This is a genomic window from Aeromicrobium tamlense, assembly GCF_013408555.1.
Taxonomy (GTDB): Bacteria; Actinomycetota; Actinomycetes; order Propionibacteriales; family Nocardioidaceae; genus Aeromicrobium; species Aeromicrobium tamlense.
On record NZ_JACBZN010000001.1, the window covers coordinates 23,793 to 39,721 of the forward strand.

At 72.3% G+C, this 15,929-nt stretch carries 15 protein-coding genes and 1 tRNA gene; 4 read left to right on the forward strand and 12 right to left on the reverse strand.

Going from position 1 to position 15,929, the window contains the following annotated elements:
* Positions 1-65: 65 nt before the first annotated feature.
* Complete coding sequence (locus BJ975_RS00140) at positions 66-614, forward strand: hypothetical protein (RefSeq protein ID WP_179422472.1); 549 nt, start codon at positions 66-68, stop codon at positions 612-614.
* The gene (locus BJ975_RS00145) at positions 607-1,371 is read left to right on the forward strand and encodes an exonuclease domain-containing protein (protein ID WP_179422474.1); all 765 of its coding nucleotides are present in this window, start codon (positions 607-609) and stop codon (positions 1,369-1,371) included. Before BJ975_RS00140 ends, BJ975_RS00145 begins: the two co-directional genes overlap by 8 nt.
* A gap of 1 nt (position 1,372) precedes the next feature.
* Here the strand turns inward: BJ975_RS00145 and pgm are convergent, their stop codons facing one another.
* The 3 genes from pgm to BJ975_RS00160 form a co-directional block, all read right to left on the reverse strand.
* Positions 1,373-3,010, reverse strand: a complete 1,638-nt coding sequence (gene pgm, locus BJ975_RS00150; protein WP_179422476.1) for a phosphoglucomutase (alpha-D-glucose-1,6-bisphosphate-dependent) — start codon at positions 3,008-3,010, stop codon at positions 1,373-1,375.
* A gap of 102 nt (positions 3,011-3,112) precedes the next feature.
* Positions 3,113-3,943 carry an alpha/beta fold hydrolase gene (locus tag BJ975_RS00155; RefSeq protein ID WP_179422478.1) on the reverse strand — a complete coding sequence of 277 codons (831 nt, stop codon included), beginning with the start codon at positions 3,941-3,943 and terminating at the stop codon, positions 3,113-3,115.
* Positions 3,940-4,647 (reverse strand): lysoplasmalogenase, encoded by a 708-nt coding sequence (locus tag BJ975_RS00160; protein ID WP_179422480.1) that lies wholly within the window; start codon positions 4,645-4,647, stop codon positions 3,940-3,942. Before BJ975_RS00160 ends, BJ975_RS00155 begins: the two co-directional genes overlap by 4 nt.
* Positions 4,648-4,687: 40 nt before the next feature.
* Here BJ975_RS00160 and BJ975_RS00165 point away from each other — a divergent pair, with 40 nt between their 5' ends.
* Positions 4,688-5,095 (forward strand): pyridoxamine 5'-phosphate oxidase family protein, encoded by a 408-nt coding sequence (locus tag BJ975_RS00165; protein ID WP_179422482.1) that lies wholly within the window; start codon positions 4,688-4,690, stop codon positions 5,093-5,095.
* Position 5,096: 1 nt separating this feature from the next.
* Here BJ975_RS00165 and BJ975_RS00170 read toward each other — a convergent pair whose 3' ends face one another.
* The 6 genes from BJ975_RS00170 to BJ975_RS00195 all read right to left on the reverse strand — a co-directional run bounded on the left by BJ975_RS00170 (position 5,097) and on the right by BJ975_RS00195 (position 12,017).
* On the reverse strand, positions 5,097-6,353 hold the full coding sequence (locus BJ975_RS00170) for a DUF1501 domain-containing protein (protein ID WP_179422484.1): 1,257 nt from the start codon (positions 6,351-6,353) through the stop codon (positions 5,097-5,099).
* Positions 6,350-7,810, reverse strand: coding sequence for a DUF1800 domain-containing protein (locus BJ975_RS00175; protein ID WP_179422486.1), 1,461 nt, complete (start codon positions 7,808-7,810; stop codon positions 6,350-6,352). The genes BJ975_RS00170 and BJ975_RS00175 overlap by 4 nt, the downstream gene beginning before the upstream one ends.
* On the reverse strand, positions 7,810-8,754 hold the full coding sequence (locus tag BJ975_RS00180; protein ID WP_179422488.1) for a spore germination YkwD domain-containing protein: 945 nt from the start codon (positions 8,752-8,754) through the stop codon (positions 7,810-7,812). Before BJ975_RS00180 ends, BJ975_RS00175 begins: the two co-directional genes overlap by 1 nt.
* Before the next feature lie 99 nt (positions 8,755-8,853).
* Entirely contained in the window at positions 8,854-9,672 is an 819-nt protein-coding gene (locus BJ975_RS00185; protein WP_179422490.1) for a DivIVA domain-containing protein, read from the reverse strand.
* A gap of 69 nt (positions 9,673-9,741) precedes the next feature.
* Entirely contained in the window at positions 9,742-10,599 is an 858-nt protein-coding gene (locus BJ975_RS00190; RefSeq protein ID WP_179422492.1) for a cellulose-binding protein, read from the reverse strand.
* Complete coding sequence (locus BJ975_RS00195) at positions 10,596-12,017, reverse strand: coiled-coil domain-containing protein (protein ID WP_179422494.1); 1,422 nt, start codon at positions 12,015-12,017, stop codon at positions 10,596-10,598. Before BJ975_RS00195 ends, BJ975_RS00190 begins: the two co-directional genes overlap by 4 nt.
* A 240-nt stretch (positions 12,018-12,257) precedes the next feature.
* On the opposite strand from BJ975_RS00195, the gene BJ975_RS00200 reads away from it, so the two are divergent.
* Entirely contained in the window at positions 12,258-13,289 is a 1,032-nt protein-coding gene (locus BJ975_RS00200) for an NADP-dependent oxidoreductase (protein ID WP_179422496.1), read from the forward strand.
* Between the two features lie 132 nt (positions 13,290-13,421).
* Here BJ975_RS00200 and BJ975_RS00205 read toward each other — a convergent pair.
* The 3 genes from BJ975_RS00205 to glnT form a co-directional block, all read right to left on the reverse strand.
* Positions 13,422-13,494: transfer RNA gene (locus BJ975_RS00205), tRNA-Lys, on the reverse strand.
* 40 nt (positions 13,495-13,534) lie between these two features.
* Positions 13,535-14,533, reverse strand: a complete 999-nt coding sequence (locus tag BJ975_RS00210) for an alpha/beta fold hydrolase (RefSeq protein WP_179422498.1) — start codon at positions 14,531-14,533, stop codon at positions 13,535-13,537.
* On the reverse strand, positions 14,533-15,912 hold the full coding sequence (glnT, locus tag BJ975_RS00215; RefSeq protein WP_179422500.1) for a type III glutamate--ammonia ligase: 1,380 nt from the start codon (positions 15,910-15,912) through the stop codon (positions 14,533-14,535). The genes BJ975_RS00210 and glnT overlap by 1 nt, the downstream gene beginning before the upstream one ends.
* Positions 15,913-15,929: the final 17 nt, after the last annotated feature.

Consider the following 15,929-nt stretch of genomic DNA (forward strand, 5'->3'; position numbering starts at 1 on the left):
CGAACTCCCGTTCCGCAGGTCTGTCATCGGAAGGTCCCGGGTCTCGGACCGGGGCAGAGATCTGGGTGCGGCGCATCGTCGTGGTGCTCGTGCTCGTGGTGGTCGCCCTCGTCGTCTACGGTCTGCTGGCCGCGGCACTGCCGCGCTGGTGGGCCCAGCGCGTGGGCAATCAGGTCGACGGACGGATGACCGTCGGCATCTTCTGGGGTCTGTTCTACGGCTTCGTCTTCAGCTTCCTCCCGGTGCTCGTCGTGTGGCAGGTCCGACGCCCGTTCCTGAAGTGGCCGTGGAAGATCGCGGTGGTCCTCGTGGCGGTCGCGCTGGCCGCGCCCAACTGGCTGACGCTGTCGATCAGCCTGGGCGACAACAGCGCGTCGGACGCGGGCTGGATCACCCTGGTGAACGAGGCTCCCGGATTCCAGTGGGCGACGCTGTTCGGGGCCATCGCGGGCGTGCTCGCGTCCTTGGCCCTGGTCGGCACACTGGCCTCGGCTCGGCGGCGCAAGTCCAAGGTCTCCGAGCTCGAAGGACGGTTGAGGGAACGGGACGCGGACACGCGGGCGGGGGCGGACGAGTCGAATGATGAGCACCGAGAGGAACCGCCCCATGCCTGAAGCGTCCGCCCGCCCCACGTCTGAGCCGGATCGTCCCGGCCCGGGACGGCGCGCCAAGAACGTCCTGCCCCCGCGCGAGGACCCCAACGCCTGGTACCGCCAGCCGCTCGCCTCGCTCGACTTCGAGACCACCGGCATCGATCCGCGCGCCGACCGGATCCTGAGCTTCGCCGCGCTGTCCGACGTGGGCGGCGACCTCATGGGCATGGTCAACCCCGGGGTGCCGATCCCCGAGTCCTCGGCCGACATTCACGGCATCACCGCGTCCGACCTGGCGCGCGCGCCGATGTCCGCGCAGGCGCTGCGTCCCGTGCTGGCGTGGGTCCACGACCTCGTCCAGCGCCGCATCGGCCTGGTCGTCTACAACGCCTCGTTCGACCTCACGCTGCTGCGTGCCGAGGCCGAGCGCCATGGGCTGGACCAGCCCGACTGGGACCGCCTCCTCGTGGTCGACCCGTTCGTCATCGACTGGGGCGTCGACCGCGACCGCGACGGCCAGCGCCGCCTGTCCGACGTCGCCTCGCACTACGGCGTCCGGCTCGACAAGGCGCACGACGCGGCCCACGACGCCCGCGCGGCGCGCGAGATCGCGATCACGATGGGCACGGCCTACCCCGAGATCGTCGGCTCCAGCCTCACGATGCTCATGGCGCAGCAGCGCTACTGGATCGCCGCCCGGACGATGGACTGGAACAAGCGCGCCCACGAGCTGGGTCGCGGCCTGACCATCCCCGGCCTCGACTGGCCGTTCGCCTGACTCAGTCCGACGCCAGCGCCGCGTCGACCACCGACTTCGCCGCGGCCTGTACCTCGGCCAGGTGGTCGGGTCCGCGGAACGACTCCGCGTAGATCTTGTAGACGTCCTCGGTGCCCGAGGGGCGGGCGGCGAACCACGCCGACTCCGTCGTCACCTTGAGGCCGCCGATCGCGGCGCCGTTGCCCGGCGCCTCGGTCAGCACCGCGGTGATCGGCTCGCCCGCGAGCTCGGTCGCGGTCACGTCGTCGGCGCTCAGGCTGCCCAGGCGCGCCTTCTGCTGCCGGTCGGCGGGGGCGTCCACGCGGGCGTAGGCCGGGTCGCCGTGGCGCTCCACCAGCTCGCCGTAGAGCTGGCTGGGGGTCTTCCCGGTGGTGGCGATGATCTCCGACGCCAGCAGCGCGGCGGTGATGCCGTCCTTGTCGGTGGTCCACACGCCGCCGTCGCGGCGCAGGAACGACGCGCCGGCCGACTCCTCGCCGCCGAAGCCGAACGAGCCGTCGATCAGGCCGGGCACGAACCACTTGAAGCCCACGGGGACCTCGACGAGCGGTCGGCCCACCTGCTCGGCCACGCGGTCGATCATCGAGGACGACACGAGCGTCTTGCCGATCTGTGCGCCGGCGGGCCAGTCGGGCCGCGCGCCGCCGAAAAGGTGGGAGATCGCCACGGCGAGGAAGTGGTTGGGGTTCATCAGGCCGGCGTCGGGCGTGACGATGCCGTGGCGGTCGGAGTCGGCGTCGTTGCCGGTGGCCACGTCGAAGCGGTCGCGCTGCTCGATGAGCGACGCCATCGCGTGCGGTGACGAGCAGTCCATGCGGATCTTGGTGTCCCAGTCCAGCGTCATGAACCGGAACGTCCCGTCGACGAGGGGGTTGACCACGGTGAGGTCGAGGCCGTGCCGGTCGGCGATCTCGGCCCAGTAGGCCACGCTGGCGCCGCCGAGCGGGTCGGCGCCGATGCGCACGCCCGCGGCCGCGATGGCCTCGACGTCGATCACGTGAGGCAGGTCGTCGACGTACGTGCCGAGGTAGTCGTAGGGCCGGCACGCGGCGCGCGCCCGCGTGAACCGCACACGCCGGACGCCGCCGAGGCCGGCCGCGATGAGCTCGTTGGCGCGGTCGGCGATGACCGACGTGGCGTCGCTGCCCGCCGGTCCGCCGTGGGGCGGGTTGTACTTGAAGCCGCCGTCAGCGGGCGGGTTGTGCGACGGCGTGACGACGATGCCGTCGGCCAGGCCGGTGGTGCGGCCGCGGTTGGCGCGCAGGATCGCGTGCGAGACGGCGGGTGTGGGCGTGTAGCCGTCGCGCGCGTCCACCAGGACCTCGACATCGTTGCCGACCAGCACCTCGAGCGCCGTCGCCCAGGCGGGCTCGGACAGCGCGTGCGTGTCGCGGCCGATGAAGAGCGGACCGGTGATGCCCTCGTGGCTCCGGTAGTCGCAGATCGCCTGCGTCGTCGCCGCGATGTGGTCCTCGTTGAACGCGGTGTCGAGGCTCGAGCCGCGGTGCCCGCTGGTGCCGAACGCCACCCGCTGCTCCACCACGCCGGGGTCCGGCCGCAGCGTGTAGTAGGCGGTCACGAGATGGGCCAGGTCGACGAGGTCCTCCGCCGCGGCCGGTTGTCCTGCGCGCTCCGTCATGCGCCCATCATGCCGTTTCCGGCGCTGACAGTTTCCCCGGTCAAGCGGGGAAACTGTCACTTCACGAGGTTTGCAAACCTCGCTCAGTGACAGAAAACCCACTTAACCGGGGAAACTGCGGACCCGGTCGAGGATCTCGGAGGCGAGCAGGTCGGGGTGCGTGTCGGGGAGCCAGTGGCCGCTGTCGACCTCGACGAAGCGGTAGTCGCCGGTGACGTGGTCGCCGCAGCGCTCGGCGCCGTAGCGGCCGATCGCGAGGTCGGTGGCGCCCCAGACGAACGTCGTCGGCACCGTGACCGAGGGCGTCGCCGAGAGCGCGGGAGTCATGGCGCGGTACCAGTTCAGCGTCGCCGTCAGCGCGCCCGGCTCGGACAGCCTCTCGACGTAGGCGTCCTCGTCCTCGGGCGGAACATCGCCGCCGTACATCGCGCGCAGTCGTGCCCCGTCGTCCTCCAGCAGGACCGTCTCGGCCTTGCCGGGACGACGCAGCAGGCCGATGTAGGCGCCACGCTCCTGCTGGTCGGGGTCGCCGGCCAGGGCCTCGTTGTAGGCGGCCAGGTGCGGCACCGAGACCGCGGTGAGCGTCAGCACGTGGGCGGCGTGACGCGTGGCCACGACCCACGAGACGGCCGCGCCCCAGTCGTGGCCGACGAGGTGGAACCGGTCGTGCCCGAGGGCCCCCGCGATCGCGACGACGTCGTCGGCCAGCACGTCGGCGTCGTAGTTCTCCACGCCCTCCGGGCGCGCGGTCGGGCTGTAGCCGCGCTGGTCGGGCACGATGACGCGCAGCCCCTCGTCCGCGAGGCGCTCGGCGACACCACGCCACGAGCGGCGGTCCTGCGGCCAGCCGTGCAGCAGCACGATGGGCGTGCCGTCCTCGGGTCCGAACAGGTCGACGTCGAAGGCCAGGCCCGAGGCCTCGACGGTGCTCACGCGGTCTCCGTCGGCAGCTTCGGCCAGCAGTCCGTGGGCCGCGTCGCATCCAGCCCCGTGGTGGCGGCCCGGCTGCGGGCCTCCTTCTGCACGATCGCGGTCGTCAGGAAGAACAGCGCCAGCGCGTAGGTCAGCATGACGACGAAGTTACCGAACGCCGACTCCTCGGGCACCCGGTCGGCGATGCGTGCCGCGATGAGGCCGTCGCTGAACAGGAAGAGCAGGGAACCGATCCCGGCCCGCAGGTCGACCGCCAGGGCCGTGGCCGCGGTGGAGGACAGCAGCAGCGCGTAGACGAGCACCGGCACCCGCAGCTCGGCGTCCAGCCCGGACCAGACCCACGCCAGCAGCGCGACCGCGGCGACCGCGAGCGCGAGCGGGATCCACGCCCGGCGGCGCAGCACGTCGAGCGCGCCGCGGCGGACGAAGAACGTCACGAAGCACACGTGCGCCGCCGCGAAGGACGCCATGCCGGCGAGGAAGAGGCCGTCGATCTCGAGGAACAGGTCGCCGCCGAGGCAGAGGACGAGCGCGAGCACGAGGATCCGTGGGCCCTGCTGCTCGATCACCCACCCGATGAGCAAGGGGGCGAGGAGGCACTTGGTGATGCTCTCCCACGGCTGGGCTTCGGCGAGCACGAGCGCCAGGTGCACCACGACGGCGAGGCCGAACGCGGCGAGCCAGGGGCTGCGGAGCGAGTTCATGGCCACACCGTAACGCTGGCCACGCGTGCACAATGGACTCATGAGCACCGGATCGATCCAGGAGTTGGACCAGGACGAGTGCCGTGAGCTGCTGAAGGTCGGTCGGTTCGCGCGGATCGCGTTCGACACCGGCGACCAGCTGGAGCTGCTGCCCGTCAACTACGCCTACGACGACGGCATCATCCTGATCCGTACGAGCGAGACCTCAGGACTGTCCACGATCGTCGACCGCCGGTTCGTCCTCGAGGCGGACCACCACGACGACACCTACCAGACCGGCTGGAGCGTCGTCGTGCGCGGAACGGCCACGCGGGCCACGAAGGAGCAGCTCGAGGAGTTCGGCACCCGGCTGCCGAACTCGTGGGTCGCCGCCGAGGGCGCGGCCGTCCACATCGCGATCACGATCGACGACGTCCGCGGCCGCCGCGTGCGCCAGTTCCCGGGCTGACTCAGTACGGCGACATGAACCCGAGGGTCGTGCGCGTGAGGCCCGGGAAGACCGTGCCGACGCCCACCTCGGGGAAGCGCGCGGCGAGGATCTCGGCCAGCACGCTGCGGTAGTCGGTGGTGACGGCGAGATCGCCGTCGACCCGTCGGTCCGTGGCGAGCGTCGGCCAGTTCGCGTAGTAGCCGCCCCGCACTCCGGCGCCGAACGCGAATACGGCGTTGCCGTAGCCGTGGTCGAGACCCGCCGCGCCGTTCTGGCCGAGCCGGCGCCCGAACTCGCTGAGCGTCACGATCGTCACGCGCGACGCGTCGGGGCCGAGGTCGGTGAGGAACGCCGCGATCGACTTCGACATCTGCTCGACCTGCCGGCTGATCCGCCAGGAGATGTCGACGTGGTGGTCCCAGCCGCCGAAGTCCACCGCGATCGCGCGCACGCCGACGCCCGCGCGGATGAGCGCGGCCGAGCTGGCCAGGGCGCGCCCGAGCTCGTGGTGCTCGGGGTAGACGGCGCCGTGCTGCGGGCCCTTCTTCTCCTCGGCGGCGATCGTGCCGGTGCGCCGGTCGAGGGCGAGGGCCTCCTGGCCGGCCTTGCCGATGACGGTGCCCGCGTCGCGGTACATCGTCGACAGGACCGAGCGAACCCGCGGACCGAGGCTGGCGTGGTCGGCCCACGGCGCCGAGAGCGAGGTGAAGTCCGAGGTCGCGAACGACGGCTCGGGCCCGATGAGCGAGGTCGGCATGACGGTGGAGCCCACCTGGATGCCGTCGAAGACGTCGTTCGAGGTGAAGCAGCCGATGACGCGGTTGAGCCAGCCGATGCGCTCCGACGACCCGGGGTCGGCGTCCTCGACCAGCTCCATCGCCTCGAAGTGCGAGCGGTTCGGGGTCGGCAGGCCCACGGCGTGGATCGCGGCCATTCGTCCGCTGTCCCACAGCGACTCGAGCGGCTTGAAGGACGGGTGCAGGCCGAAGGTGTGGTCGGGCCGGAGCAGGTCGCCCTTCTTCACCGCGATGTTCGGCCGCGCGGCGTAGTAGGCCGACTCGGCGTGCGGCACCATCATCGACATCCCGTCGGCCCCGCCGCGCAGCGAGAGGACGACGAGGATGTTGCCGTTCGTGGCGCCGTAGGCGGTGGACGTCAGGACGTCGCCGAACATCTTCGTGGAGACGCCCGCCATGCCGATCAGGCCGGCCGACCTCAACAGGTTGCGGCGGGTCACGCCGTAGTCGGCGCAGGACGCGTCGTGTCCGTCGGTCATCGCAGCATCGCCTCCGGCGCGTTGAGGATCGCCGTCCGGATCAGCGTCAGCATCCAGGCGAGGTAGTCGGTCTCGCGCTCCCAGGACTTCGAGAAGACGTGGGTCGCGGGCTTGTCGATCAGCGTGGCGGCCCCGGCGACGGTCTCGGCGGTGGCCCGCCGGCCGGTCATCATCACCGACTGGTGGTGCACGAGGTCCTCCAGCGGCAGCGGCCACACGGGCGGGATCAGGTCGCGCACGAGCGGACGGGTCGCCTGCTTGAGCGTGCCGTTCGTGCTGGCCATCCACGTGTGAACCGTCCACGTCCGCAGCATGCGCGCGGGGGAGAGGTAGGTGTCGGACTGCTCGGGGAACCCGTCGGGACGCGGCCACGAGAACAGGGCCTGACCGGTCCAGCTGCACTGCCAGCTGAACGAGTCGACATGGCTGCCCGAGCCCGCGCCGGTGGGCACGATGTCGCACGCGCGCTGGGTGGCCAGCACGTCCTCCACGGGCGTGCGCGCCTTGCGGAAGGCCGAGGCGCGGAACGCGTCGTGCCGCACGAGAGTGCGCAGGCACGCCTTGATGTCCGAGCCCGACTCGAGGTACGTGGCGCGGACCGAGTCGACCGCGCTCTGCGGCGGGTCGTCGCTGATGAACCGCACGCACAGCCGGCGCGCGATGCGCGTCGCCGTCTCGGGCCGCATCGCGAGCCACTCGAGGTAGGCGTCCAGCTGGGGCCGCCCGTCCGCCGCCGCGTTCTCGAACCGCTGGCCCAGCACCGACACGGCTCCGACGTGGTGGCGGGCCGGGTCGTAGCCGGCGGCGTAGTCCTTGCCGACCGCGACGGTGAAGCCGGTGAGCAGACGGGCCGAGTCCTTCACGTCGTCCTCGGTGTACCCGGCCGTGCGCCCGACGGTGTAGAGCTCGAGCAGCTCGCGCCCGAGGTTCTCGTTGATCTGCGCCCTGGTGTTGCGGTGGTTGGACAGGTAGCCCGACATCGACGGGTGGGTCACGGCGGCCCGCAGCAGCGCCTTGTAGGTGCCCAGGGCATGCGGCCGGATCGCGTGCGTGTCGTAGTGCATCCGCCAGGGGAAGCTCGAGTCCTCGCCGGCCGGGATGTGCAGCAGGTTGGACCAGAAGTCCACCATCACCTCGTGCACCTGCCACGTCGACACCACGCGACGGCACAGCGAGTACCGGACGAGGTCGTTGCCGTACTGCCAGCCGCCGTAGGCGCCGCTGCGCGCGTTCTCCCACGCCGTGGCGGGGGAGTCGCGCAGGTGCGGGAACCACGCCAGCGTCGCGTCCGCCGCCGCGTCCTTGCCGGGTGACAGCTGCGCCTCGAACCACGCGTCCACCGATCCGAGCCGCAGGACGTCGGCCTCGAGACGGCCGTTGTGGCCGTACGTGAACCGGCGGACGAGGTGCTGCGCGTACTCGGGCAGGCGCGGCTGCGTGCCGGGGAGGGCGACCATCAGCAGACCCCCGACGACTTCGTGGCGGCGGTGTCCGACGAGACGAGGACGGTGAGCCAGCGGGTCCCGCCGGCCGTGGTCGAGGCGATCCCGTACTCGAAGCCGCTCGCGTCGTGGCAGGCCGACAGCAGGCGGCCGGTCTCGCCGTAGGGAGAGGACAGCCAGGCGTCGACCGTCGTGCGGATCGCGTCGGCGGCACTCGCTCCGCCGACGGCGCGGGTGACGGCCGAGACGGTACGTCCGGGACAGTCCTTCGCGGGCAGGCTGCGGCCGGCGGCGCGATGCTCCGCGGAGCCCGGATCGGCGGCGCGGCCCAGGCTCGCCATCCAGGCCGCATGACGTCGCGCGTACGTCGTGAGGCAGGCCTCCGCGCCGCGATCGGTGGCGGCCGTGACGGCGGGACGCGCGTAGGTGCCGCGGGCCTCGCGCACGGCGGCGAGGAGCGTCTTCTCCTCGGCCGTCAGGGTGGCGGGCCGCGACGGCACGGTGCGCTGCACGGCGCGCACGGCGACCTTGACCTGGCCCGAGCGGGCGAGCCGGTGCGTGTGCGCGGAGCCTCCGCTCCTGTGCCTCACGCGCGGCGCGATCGCGCGGTACGTGAACGTGCCGGTCCCGGGCTTCAGGCGAATGGAGGCGCTCCCGCGCACCGTGCGCTTCGCGATCGTGCGCCAGGCCTTGCGGGTCGAGTCGTAGCGCTGCAGGTGCACCGGCCGCGGGTGCTTCGTGGAGGTCTTCAGGCGGAACGTCACGACCTGTCCGCGCTCGAGGCTGCGGGGCGTGGCGCCGAGCCTCAGCGCGGGCTTCTTCGCGGCCGGCTGCAGCGTCGTCCCGGACTGACGTTCGACCGCCGTGCGCTCCTGCGCCACCACGAGCGCGCCCCCGGCGAGGGCGGTCACGGTGACCGCGACGGCAGCCGCGGCTCCGATGTGACGAAAGTGACGCATGGGGAGAATGATGACTGACCGCAGGCCGAAAGAACAGTCCGTTGTGGAACGAGAACGGCCCGCCCCTGCTGGGGCGGGCCGTGACGTGCTCGGTGCGGGTCAGCCGCGCTCGGAGGAGGTCTCGAAGAGCGAGCCCTGCTCCTCCTGCGGGGCCTCGCCCGTGAGGTTCGCCAGCGCGCGGCGGACGTTCGTCAGCTGCGCGTTGATGCTCTCGCGGCGGCGCTCGATCTCGGCGACCTCGCGCTCGGACTCGAGGCGGACGCGCTCGGCCTCCGCCTTGGCGTCCTCGACGATCGCGGCAGCCTTGCGGTGCGCCTCGTCGGCACGCTCGCGGTCGAGGCGGGCCGCCTCGGCCTGCTCGGCGTCGGCCTTCGCGCGACGGGCCGCGAGGTCCTGCTCGAACTCCGCGACCGACCGCTGGTGCTCGGCGGTGATGCGGTCGAGCTCGGCCTGGGCCGCCTCGGTGACCTGGGCGGCCTCGTCGAGCGCCTGCTTGCGCACGCGGTCGGCCTCGAGTTCGGCCTCGCGACGGGTGGCCTCGGCGTACTCGTCGGCCTCGCGCCGCGTGGCGCCGGCGTACTCGTCGGCCTCGCGACGGGTGCTGACGTCGTAGGCGTCGGCCTCCTTGCGCAGCTTGCGGACCGCGTCGTTCGCGTCGGTGCGCTGGGTCTCGACCTCCTTGGCGGTGGCCTTGCGCAGCGCGGCGGCCTCCTCCTCGGCGAGGCTGAGGATCTGGCCCACGCGGTCGCCGAGGTGCCGGAAGTTCGGCTCGGTGACCGCGGCCAGCCGGTCCTCGCCCTCGGCGATCTGCTCGCGAAGGGCCTTCGCGTGCTCCTTGAGCGTGGCGATGTGCGCGTCGACCTCGCTGGGGTCGTAGCCGCGCATGACGGTGCGGAAGGACGAGTTCGGGCTGCTCATGGTGGGTCCAGTGTCTCAGAGGGGACAAGCACCTCGTAGGCCCTCAACAGACGGGTCTGGTGTCTCGCGTCACGCGGTGGTGTCGTCCCGAGGCGTGGCCGGCGACCCGGTGAGGGTGCTCAGCATCTGGCGCAGGTTCGCCAGCTGGTCGTTGATGCTGTCGCGTCGTTGCATCGCGGCGGCAACTTCTCGTTCGGACTCGGCCCGGATGCGGTCGGCCGTGGACTTGGCGTCGTGGACCAGGCCGTTCGCGCGGGCCTGGGCCTCCTCGAGGATGCGGCGGGCGTCGCGCTCGGCGTCGGCACGCTCGGCCTCGGCGGCCGCGTGCTGCTCCTGCAGGCGGCGCTCCAGCTCGTCGAGGCGCGAGCGGTGCTCGGCCTCGGACTCGGCGAACTGCTGCTCGGCGGCCTCGCGGCGCGAGGCCATCGCGACCTCGAAGTCGGCGTTGGCGGCGGCGGCCTTCGCGCGCTGGCGCTCGACCAGCGTCTCGGCCTCGTGCCGCCGGGTGGCCACCTCGCGCTCGGCGCTCTCGAGCAGGTCGGCGGCGGTGGTGCGGGCGTCCTCGACCGTGCGGGTCGCCTCGGCCTCGGCGTCGCCGCGCGTGGTGTCGGCGTGGACCTGCGCGTGCTCGCGCAGACGCGCGATCTCCTCGTCGGCGGCGCGGCGCGCCTCGGCGACCTCGGTGGCGGCGGACTCGCGCAGCGCCGCGGCCTCCTCGCGGGCCAGGGCCAGGATCTGCACGACGCGCTCGCCGAGGTGCTCGAAGGAGGCGGGCTCGGCCGGCCGCGGCTCCTCGTCGACCGGCGGGGCCTCGGGAACGGCGCGGAGGCGCTCGATCTCGTCCTCGAGCTCGGTGACGCGGGACTGGACCTGGACGGGGTCGAACCCGCGCAGGACGATGCGGAAGTCGGCGGTGGACTCGGTCATGCGGGTGGCTGCTCCTCGTTGCCGGAGTGGTCGGTGTCATGGCCCGAGAGCACCGTGATGACGTCGGAGAGTCGTGCGAGCTCGTCGGCGGCGCGATCGCGCGCGGCCAGCAGGTCGTCGGCCTCGCCGCGAGCCTGCTCGAGCAGGGTACGGGCCTCGTGGCGGGCCTGCGCCACGCGCTCGTGGGCCTCGGCGAGCAGGGCCGTGGCCTCGTCGCGGCGGGCCTTGCTCTCGCGCAGCGCGTCGCGCTGGGTGGTGAGCACCTCGTCGCTCACGCGCGAGCGCAGCAGGCGGGCGGCGGACTCGGCCTCGGCGAGGCGGCGCGACGCGCGCTCCTCGGTGGCCTCGGCCAGGGCCTCGGCCTGCGAGCGCAGGCGGGTGGCCTCGCGGCCGGCCTCGACGAGGATGCGCTCGGCGCGCACCTGGGCGTCGGAGAGGACGTCGTCGGCGGCCGACGCGAGGTCGGCGGCGGCCTCCTCGGCCTGCGCGATGTCGTCGGCCAGGCGGGCCCGGACGCGTGCCGCGATCCCGCCGGCCACGATGCGGGTGCGACGCAGCACCGACGCGGCGTCGCGGTGGCCCTGCTGGCGCATCCGCTCGGACTCGAGGCGTCCGTTGCCCAGCAGCAGGTCGATCGTGGCGCGGGTCTCGTCGAGCTCGGCGCGGGCGGCGGCGATCGTGCGCTCGGACTCGGCGCGCGCGTGCTCGACGCGGCTGTCGGCGTCCTGACGCGCGTGGGACAGCAGGCGCTCGGCCTCGACCTTGGCGCGATCGGCCTCGTCGATGGCGGACTCGACCACCATCTCGGCGTTGCGGGTGGCGGCCTGCGAGATCTCGAGGGTGTGCTGGTCGGCCTCGGCGACGATGCGCTCGACGTACTCCTCGGCCTCGGTGGTGCGGCGCTCGCTGTCGGCCTCGGCGGTGGCCAGGAGCGCGGCGGCGCGGGCCTCGGCGTCGCGGACCAGCCGGTCGGCCTTCTCGTGCGCCTCGGACAGCAGGCGTCCGGCCTCGCCGGCGGCCTCGGTGAGCAGGGCCTCGGTCCGCTCGTGGGCGTCGGCGAAGGTCGCCTCGGCGTCGCGCTCGGCGACCTCGCGGCGCTGCTCGGCGTCGCGGACCAGCACGGTGGCCTGCTCGCTGGCGTCGGCGACGATCGTGGCGGCGTCCTCGGACGCCCGGGCGAGCTGCTCGGTGACGTTGACGAGGTGGGCGTCGGCGGTGTCGCGCACCTGGCGCGCGTCGTCGTAGAGGAGCCGGGCCTCGGCCTCGAGCCGGCGCGCCTCGGTGGTGATCCGCTCGGCCTCGGCGGCGGCGGACGCCTCGAGCTCGGCGGCCACCTCCTGGGCATGGCGCAACAGGTCGGCGACACCGCGGGCGTGGGCGGTGGCCGACCCGGATCCCTGCGTGTGATCAGCCGACATGGTCCGTCCAGTCTTCCACGGCCCACCGCCGCGGATCGAGGGGTGAGACGTCCCTTTTCGGCCGGTGAGACACAGGTCATGTAACACTCGGGGGGCTTGGTGACATTCGTGGGCTCGAGACCCTCGCCGCCGACCGTCCGCTCGGCCTCGGCCACGATTCCACGCCGACATCTACGATGGCCCTGCCCGCCGATCGCTTCGACCCGGCCGGCACCACCGCCGCGACAGCGGCCACCGACCGTGAGGACGAGCATGACCACCACGACCCGCGAGATCCACCTCGCCCAGCGACCCACCGGACTGCCGGGACCCGAGACCTACCGCTTCGTCGAGCGCGAGCTGCGCGAGCTGCGCGACGGCGACGTGCTGGTGGAGAACATCGTGCTGACGGTCGACCCATACATGCGCCCGCGGATGAACGACGTGAAGTCGTACGTGCCGCCGTTCAAGCTCGACCACGCGCTCGACGGCGGTGCCGTGGGCGTCGTCGTCGAGTCGCGCTCCGAGAGCCTGCCCGTCGGCACGGTCGTCCGTCACGGCCTCGGCTGGCGCGAGCACGCGGTGCTGGCCGACCAGTACGCGACGAAGCTCGACCTCAACGGCCTGCCGACCTCGTACTTCCTCGGCGTGCTGGGCATGCCCGGCCACACGGCCTACGCGGGCCTGTTCGACGTCGCCGCGTTCCAGCCCGGCGACTCGGTGTTCGTGTCGGCGGCTGCCGGTGCCGTGGGCAGCCTCGTCGGCCAGTTCGCGCGCCTCGCCGGCGCCGAGCGCGTGGTGGGCAGCGCCGGCTCGGCCGAGAAGGTCGCGCTGCTGACCGACGAGCTGAAGTTCGACGCCGCGATCAACTACAAGGACGGCGACGTCATGGGCCAGGTCGGCCAGGCGTTCCCCGACGGATTCGACGTCTACTTCGACAACGTGGGCGGCGACCACCTCGAGGCGGCGCTGGAGCACATCAACGAGCGCGGCCGGATGGCGCTGTGCGGCTCGATCTCGGGCTACAACGACCCGAAGGCCAGCGGTCCGCGCAACATGTTCAAGGCCGTGGGCAAGCGCCTCACGCTGCGCGGCTTCATCGTGAGCGACCACGAGTCCCTGCGCCCCGAGTTCGAGCAGAAGGTCGGCCAGTGGCTCCGCGACGGCGACCTCACCTACAACGAGACCACCTGGAACGGCCTCGACGCGATGCCCGAGGCCTTCGTCGGCCTGCTCACCGGAGCCAACACCGGCAAGGCGATCGTCCGCCTCCGCGAGGACCCCACCGCCTGACCGCACCACCCCGCCGCTCGCCCCCTGAACCGCGAGTGGCGCAATTCCGCCCGCCACTCGCCGAGTGGCGGGCGGTTCTGCGCCACTCGGGGACCCGGTCTGCGCCACTCGGCGCCGACGGAGGGGGACGAGTAGGCCCCGTGGGACTCGAACCCACAACCCGCGGATTAAAAGTCCGCTGCTCTGCCAATTGAGCTAGAGGCCCGCGCCGAGGCGCGGGCTCCAGTCTGCCAGTCGGACCGTGCTCAGCGGTCCCACGCACCGCCGAGCAGGTCGCGGACGGCCGCGGCGACGGCCTCCGTCTCGGCCGCGCGCACGCCCGGCCGGCCGGCCAGGTGCCCCAGATCGGACACGATCGGTCGCAACTCGGCGCCCGGCACCAGGCTCGCCTCGACTGCCGAGTCGGCGACCGTGAAGTACAGGTCGGTGGTCGACGGCATGACGATCGTGCGGGCGGTGATCGACGCCAGGGCATGCTCGTGGCCGTCGCGTCCGCGGCCCACGTCACCGGACTGCCACGTGTCCATCATCGCGAGCAGGTCGTTGGCGTCCCGGGCCGCGTGGTCCTGCGCCCAGTCCTCCAGGACCGCCTCCACCGACTCGTACCCGAGCTGGCGGTACGTCCCGTCCGCGAAGAACTCGCGCGAGTAGGCCCAGCCGGCGTAGACCCGGCCGAAGGCCCGGAGGCCCGCCACCGGAGGAGCGTCGTAGGCGCCCCCGGCGAAAGCTGGATCGGCGAGCAGCGCCGCCCGGACGCCCTCGAGGAAGACGTGGTTGTGCGGCGAGCAGCGCGCGGCACCGCAGATCGGCAGCAGCGCGTCCACGCGGTCGGGGTGGCTCACGGCCCACTCGTATGCCTGCATCGCACCCATCGACCACCCCAGGACGAGGCGCAGCCGCTCGACGCCGAGGTGGTCCAGCAGCAGCCGCTGGGCCGTGACCTGGTCGCGCACGGTCACGAGCGGGAACGCGCCGCCGTTCGACGGCGACGTCGAGACGCCGTTGCCCAGCATGTTCACCACGACGACGAACCAGCGATTCGTGTCGAGCACGCCGCCCGCGCCGATCCACGGGCGGTAGCTGTCGTGCGTGCCCGTGTAGTACGAGGGCACCAGCACGACGTTGTCGCGCGTCGGCGACAGCGTGCCGTGCGTGACGTAGGCCAGCTCGGCCGACAGGCTCGCACCGGACTCCAAGGGAAGGGAGTCCAGCGCGAGCCGTTCGACGGTGGAGGTCGCAACCATCAGAAGAACGTCAGGTAGCGCTCGGTCTCCCACGAGGAGATGTGCGACTGGTAGGCCTGCCATTCGTCGCGCTTGAGGTCGATGAACGCGTTGTAGAGCGCCTCGCCGAACACCTCGCGCGAGAGCCCGTCGGCCTGGAACTCGTCGATCGCCTCGGACAGGTTGCGCGGCAGCACGTCGATGCCGAGCTCGGCGATCTGCGCGTCGGAGTACTCGTACATGTTCTCGCGGTGCGGGGCGCCGGGGTCGATGCGCTCGCGCACGCCCTCCAGGCCCGCGGCCAGGATCATCGCCGCGCCCAGGTACGGGTTGCAGCTGATGTCCGCGGCTCGGCACTCGACCCGACCGCCGGCCAGCGGCACGCGCAGCATGTTCGTGCGGTTGTTGTCGCCATAGCTCACGAACACGGGGGCCCACGTCGAGCCCGACGTGGAGCCCTTGCGGACGAGCCGCTTGTAGCTGTTGACCGTCGGCGCGATGACCGCGCTGATGGCCTTCGCGTGGCGCAGGATGCCGCCGATGAAGTGGTAGGCGATCTCCGAGACGCCGACGCCGTGCGTGTCGTCGCCCTCTTCGAAGAGGTTGGCGCCCGTCGCCAGGTCCTTGAGCGACATGTTGAAGTGCGCGCCCGAGCCCGTCCGGTCGGCGAACGGCTTGGGCATGAACGAGGCGAGGTGGCCGTGCTTGCGAGCGATCTCGCCGGCCATCAGCCGGAAGAAGGTCACGCGGTCGGCCATCGTGAGCGCGTCGGAGTAGGTGAAGTCGATCTCGAACTGGCCGCGGGCGTCCTCGTGGTCGAACGAGTAGACGTCCCAGCCGAGCTCGTCCATCGCCTCGACCAGCTCGGTGAGCCAGGCGAAGTTGTCCAGCGTCGTACTCAGGTCGTAGCAGGGCTTCTCGGCCGTGTCGCGGTCCGAGACCTCCTCGAGGCCGTTCTCGCCCTGGCGCAGGACGAAGAACTCGGTCTCGATGCCCAGGTTGAAGCCCAGCCCGAGCTCGGCGGCGGCGGCCAGCTGGCGCTCCAGCACGTGGCGGGCACCGGCCTCGAACGGCTTGCCCTCGGTGAACAGGGTGGAGGGGAAGTAGACCACCTCGGGCTTCCAGGGCAGCCGGAAGCCGCGGCTCAGGTCGGGGTGCGCCGAGACCTCCTCGTCGTTGATGTCCTGGGGGACGCCGTCGACGGCGGCACCGGTGAACAGCTCCGAGCCGGCGGCCATCTGGGGGAGGTGGCCGATCGGCACGACCTTGCCCTTCAGGCGGCCGTGCACGTCGGTGAACCCGGCCATCGCGTAGCGGACGCCCGAGGCGGCGAGCTCGTGCTGCAGGGCGCTGACGTCCACGTCGGGGGCGGCCGTGGGGGTGGTGTCGGTGACGCTCATGGTGGTCCTCCTGCGAT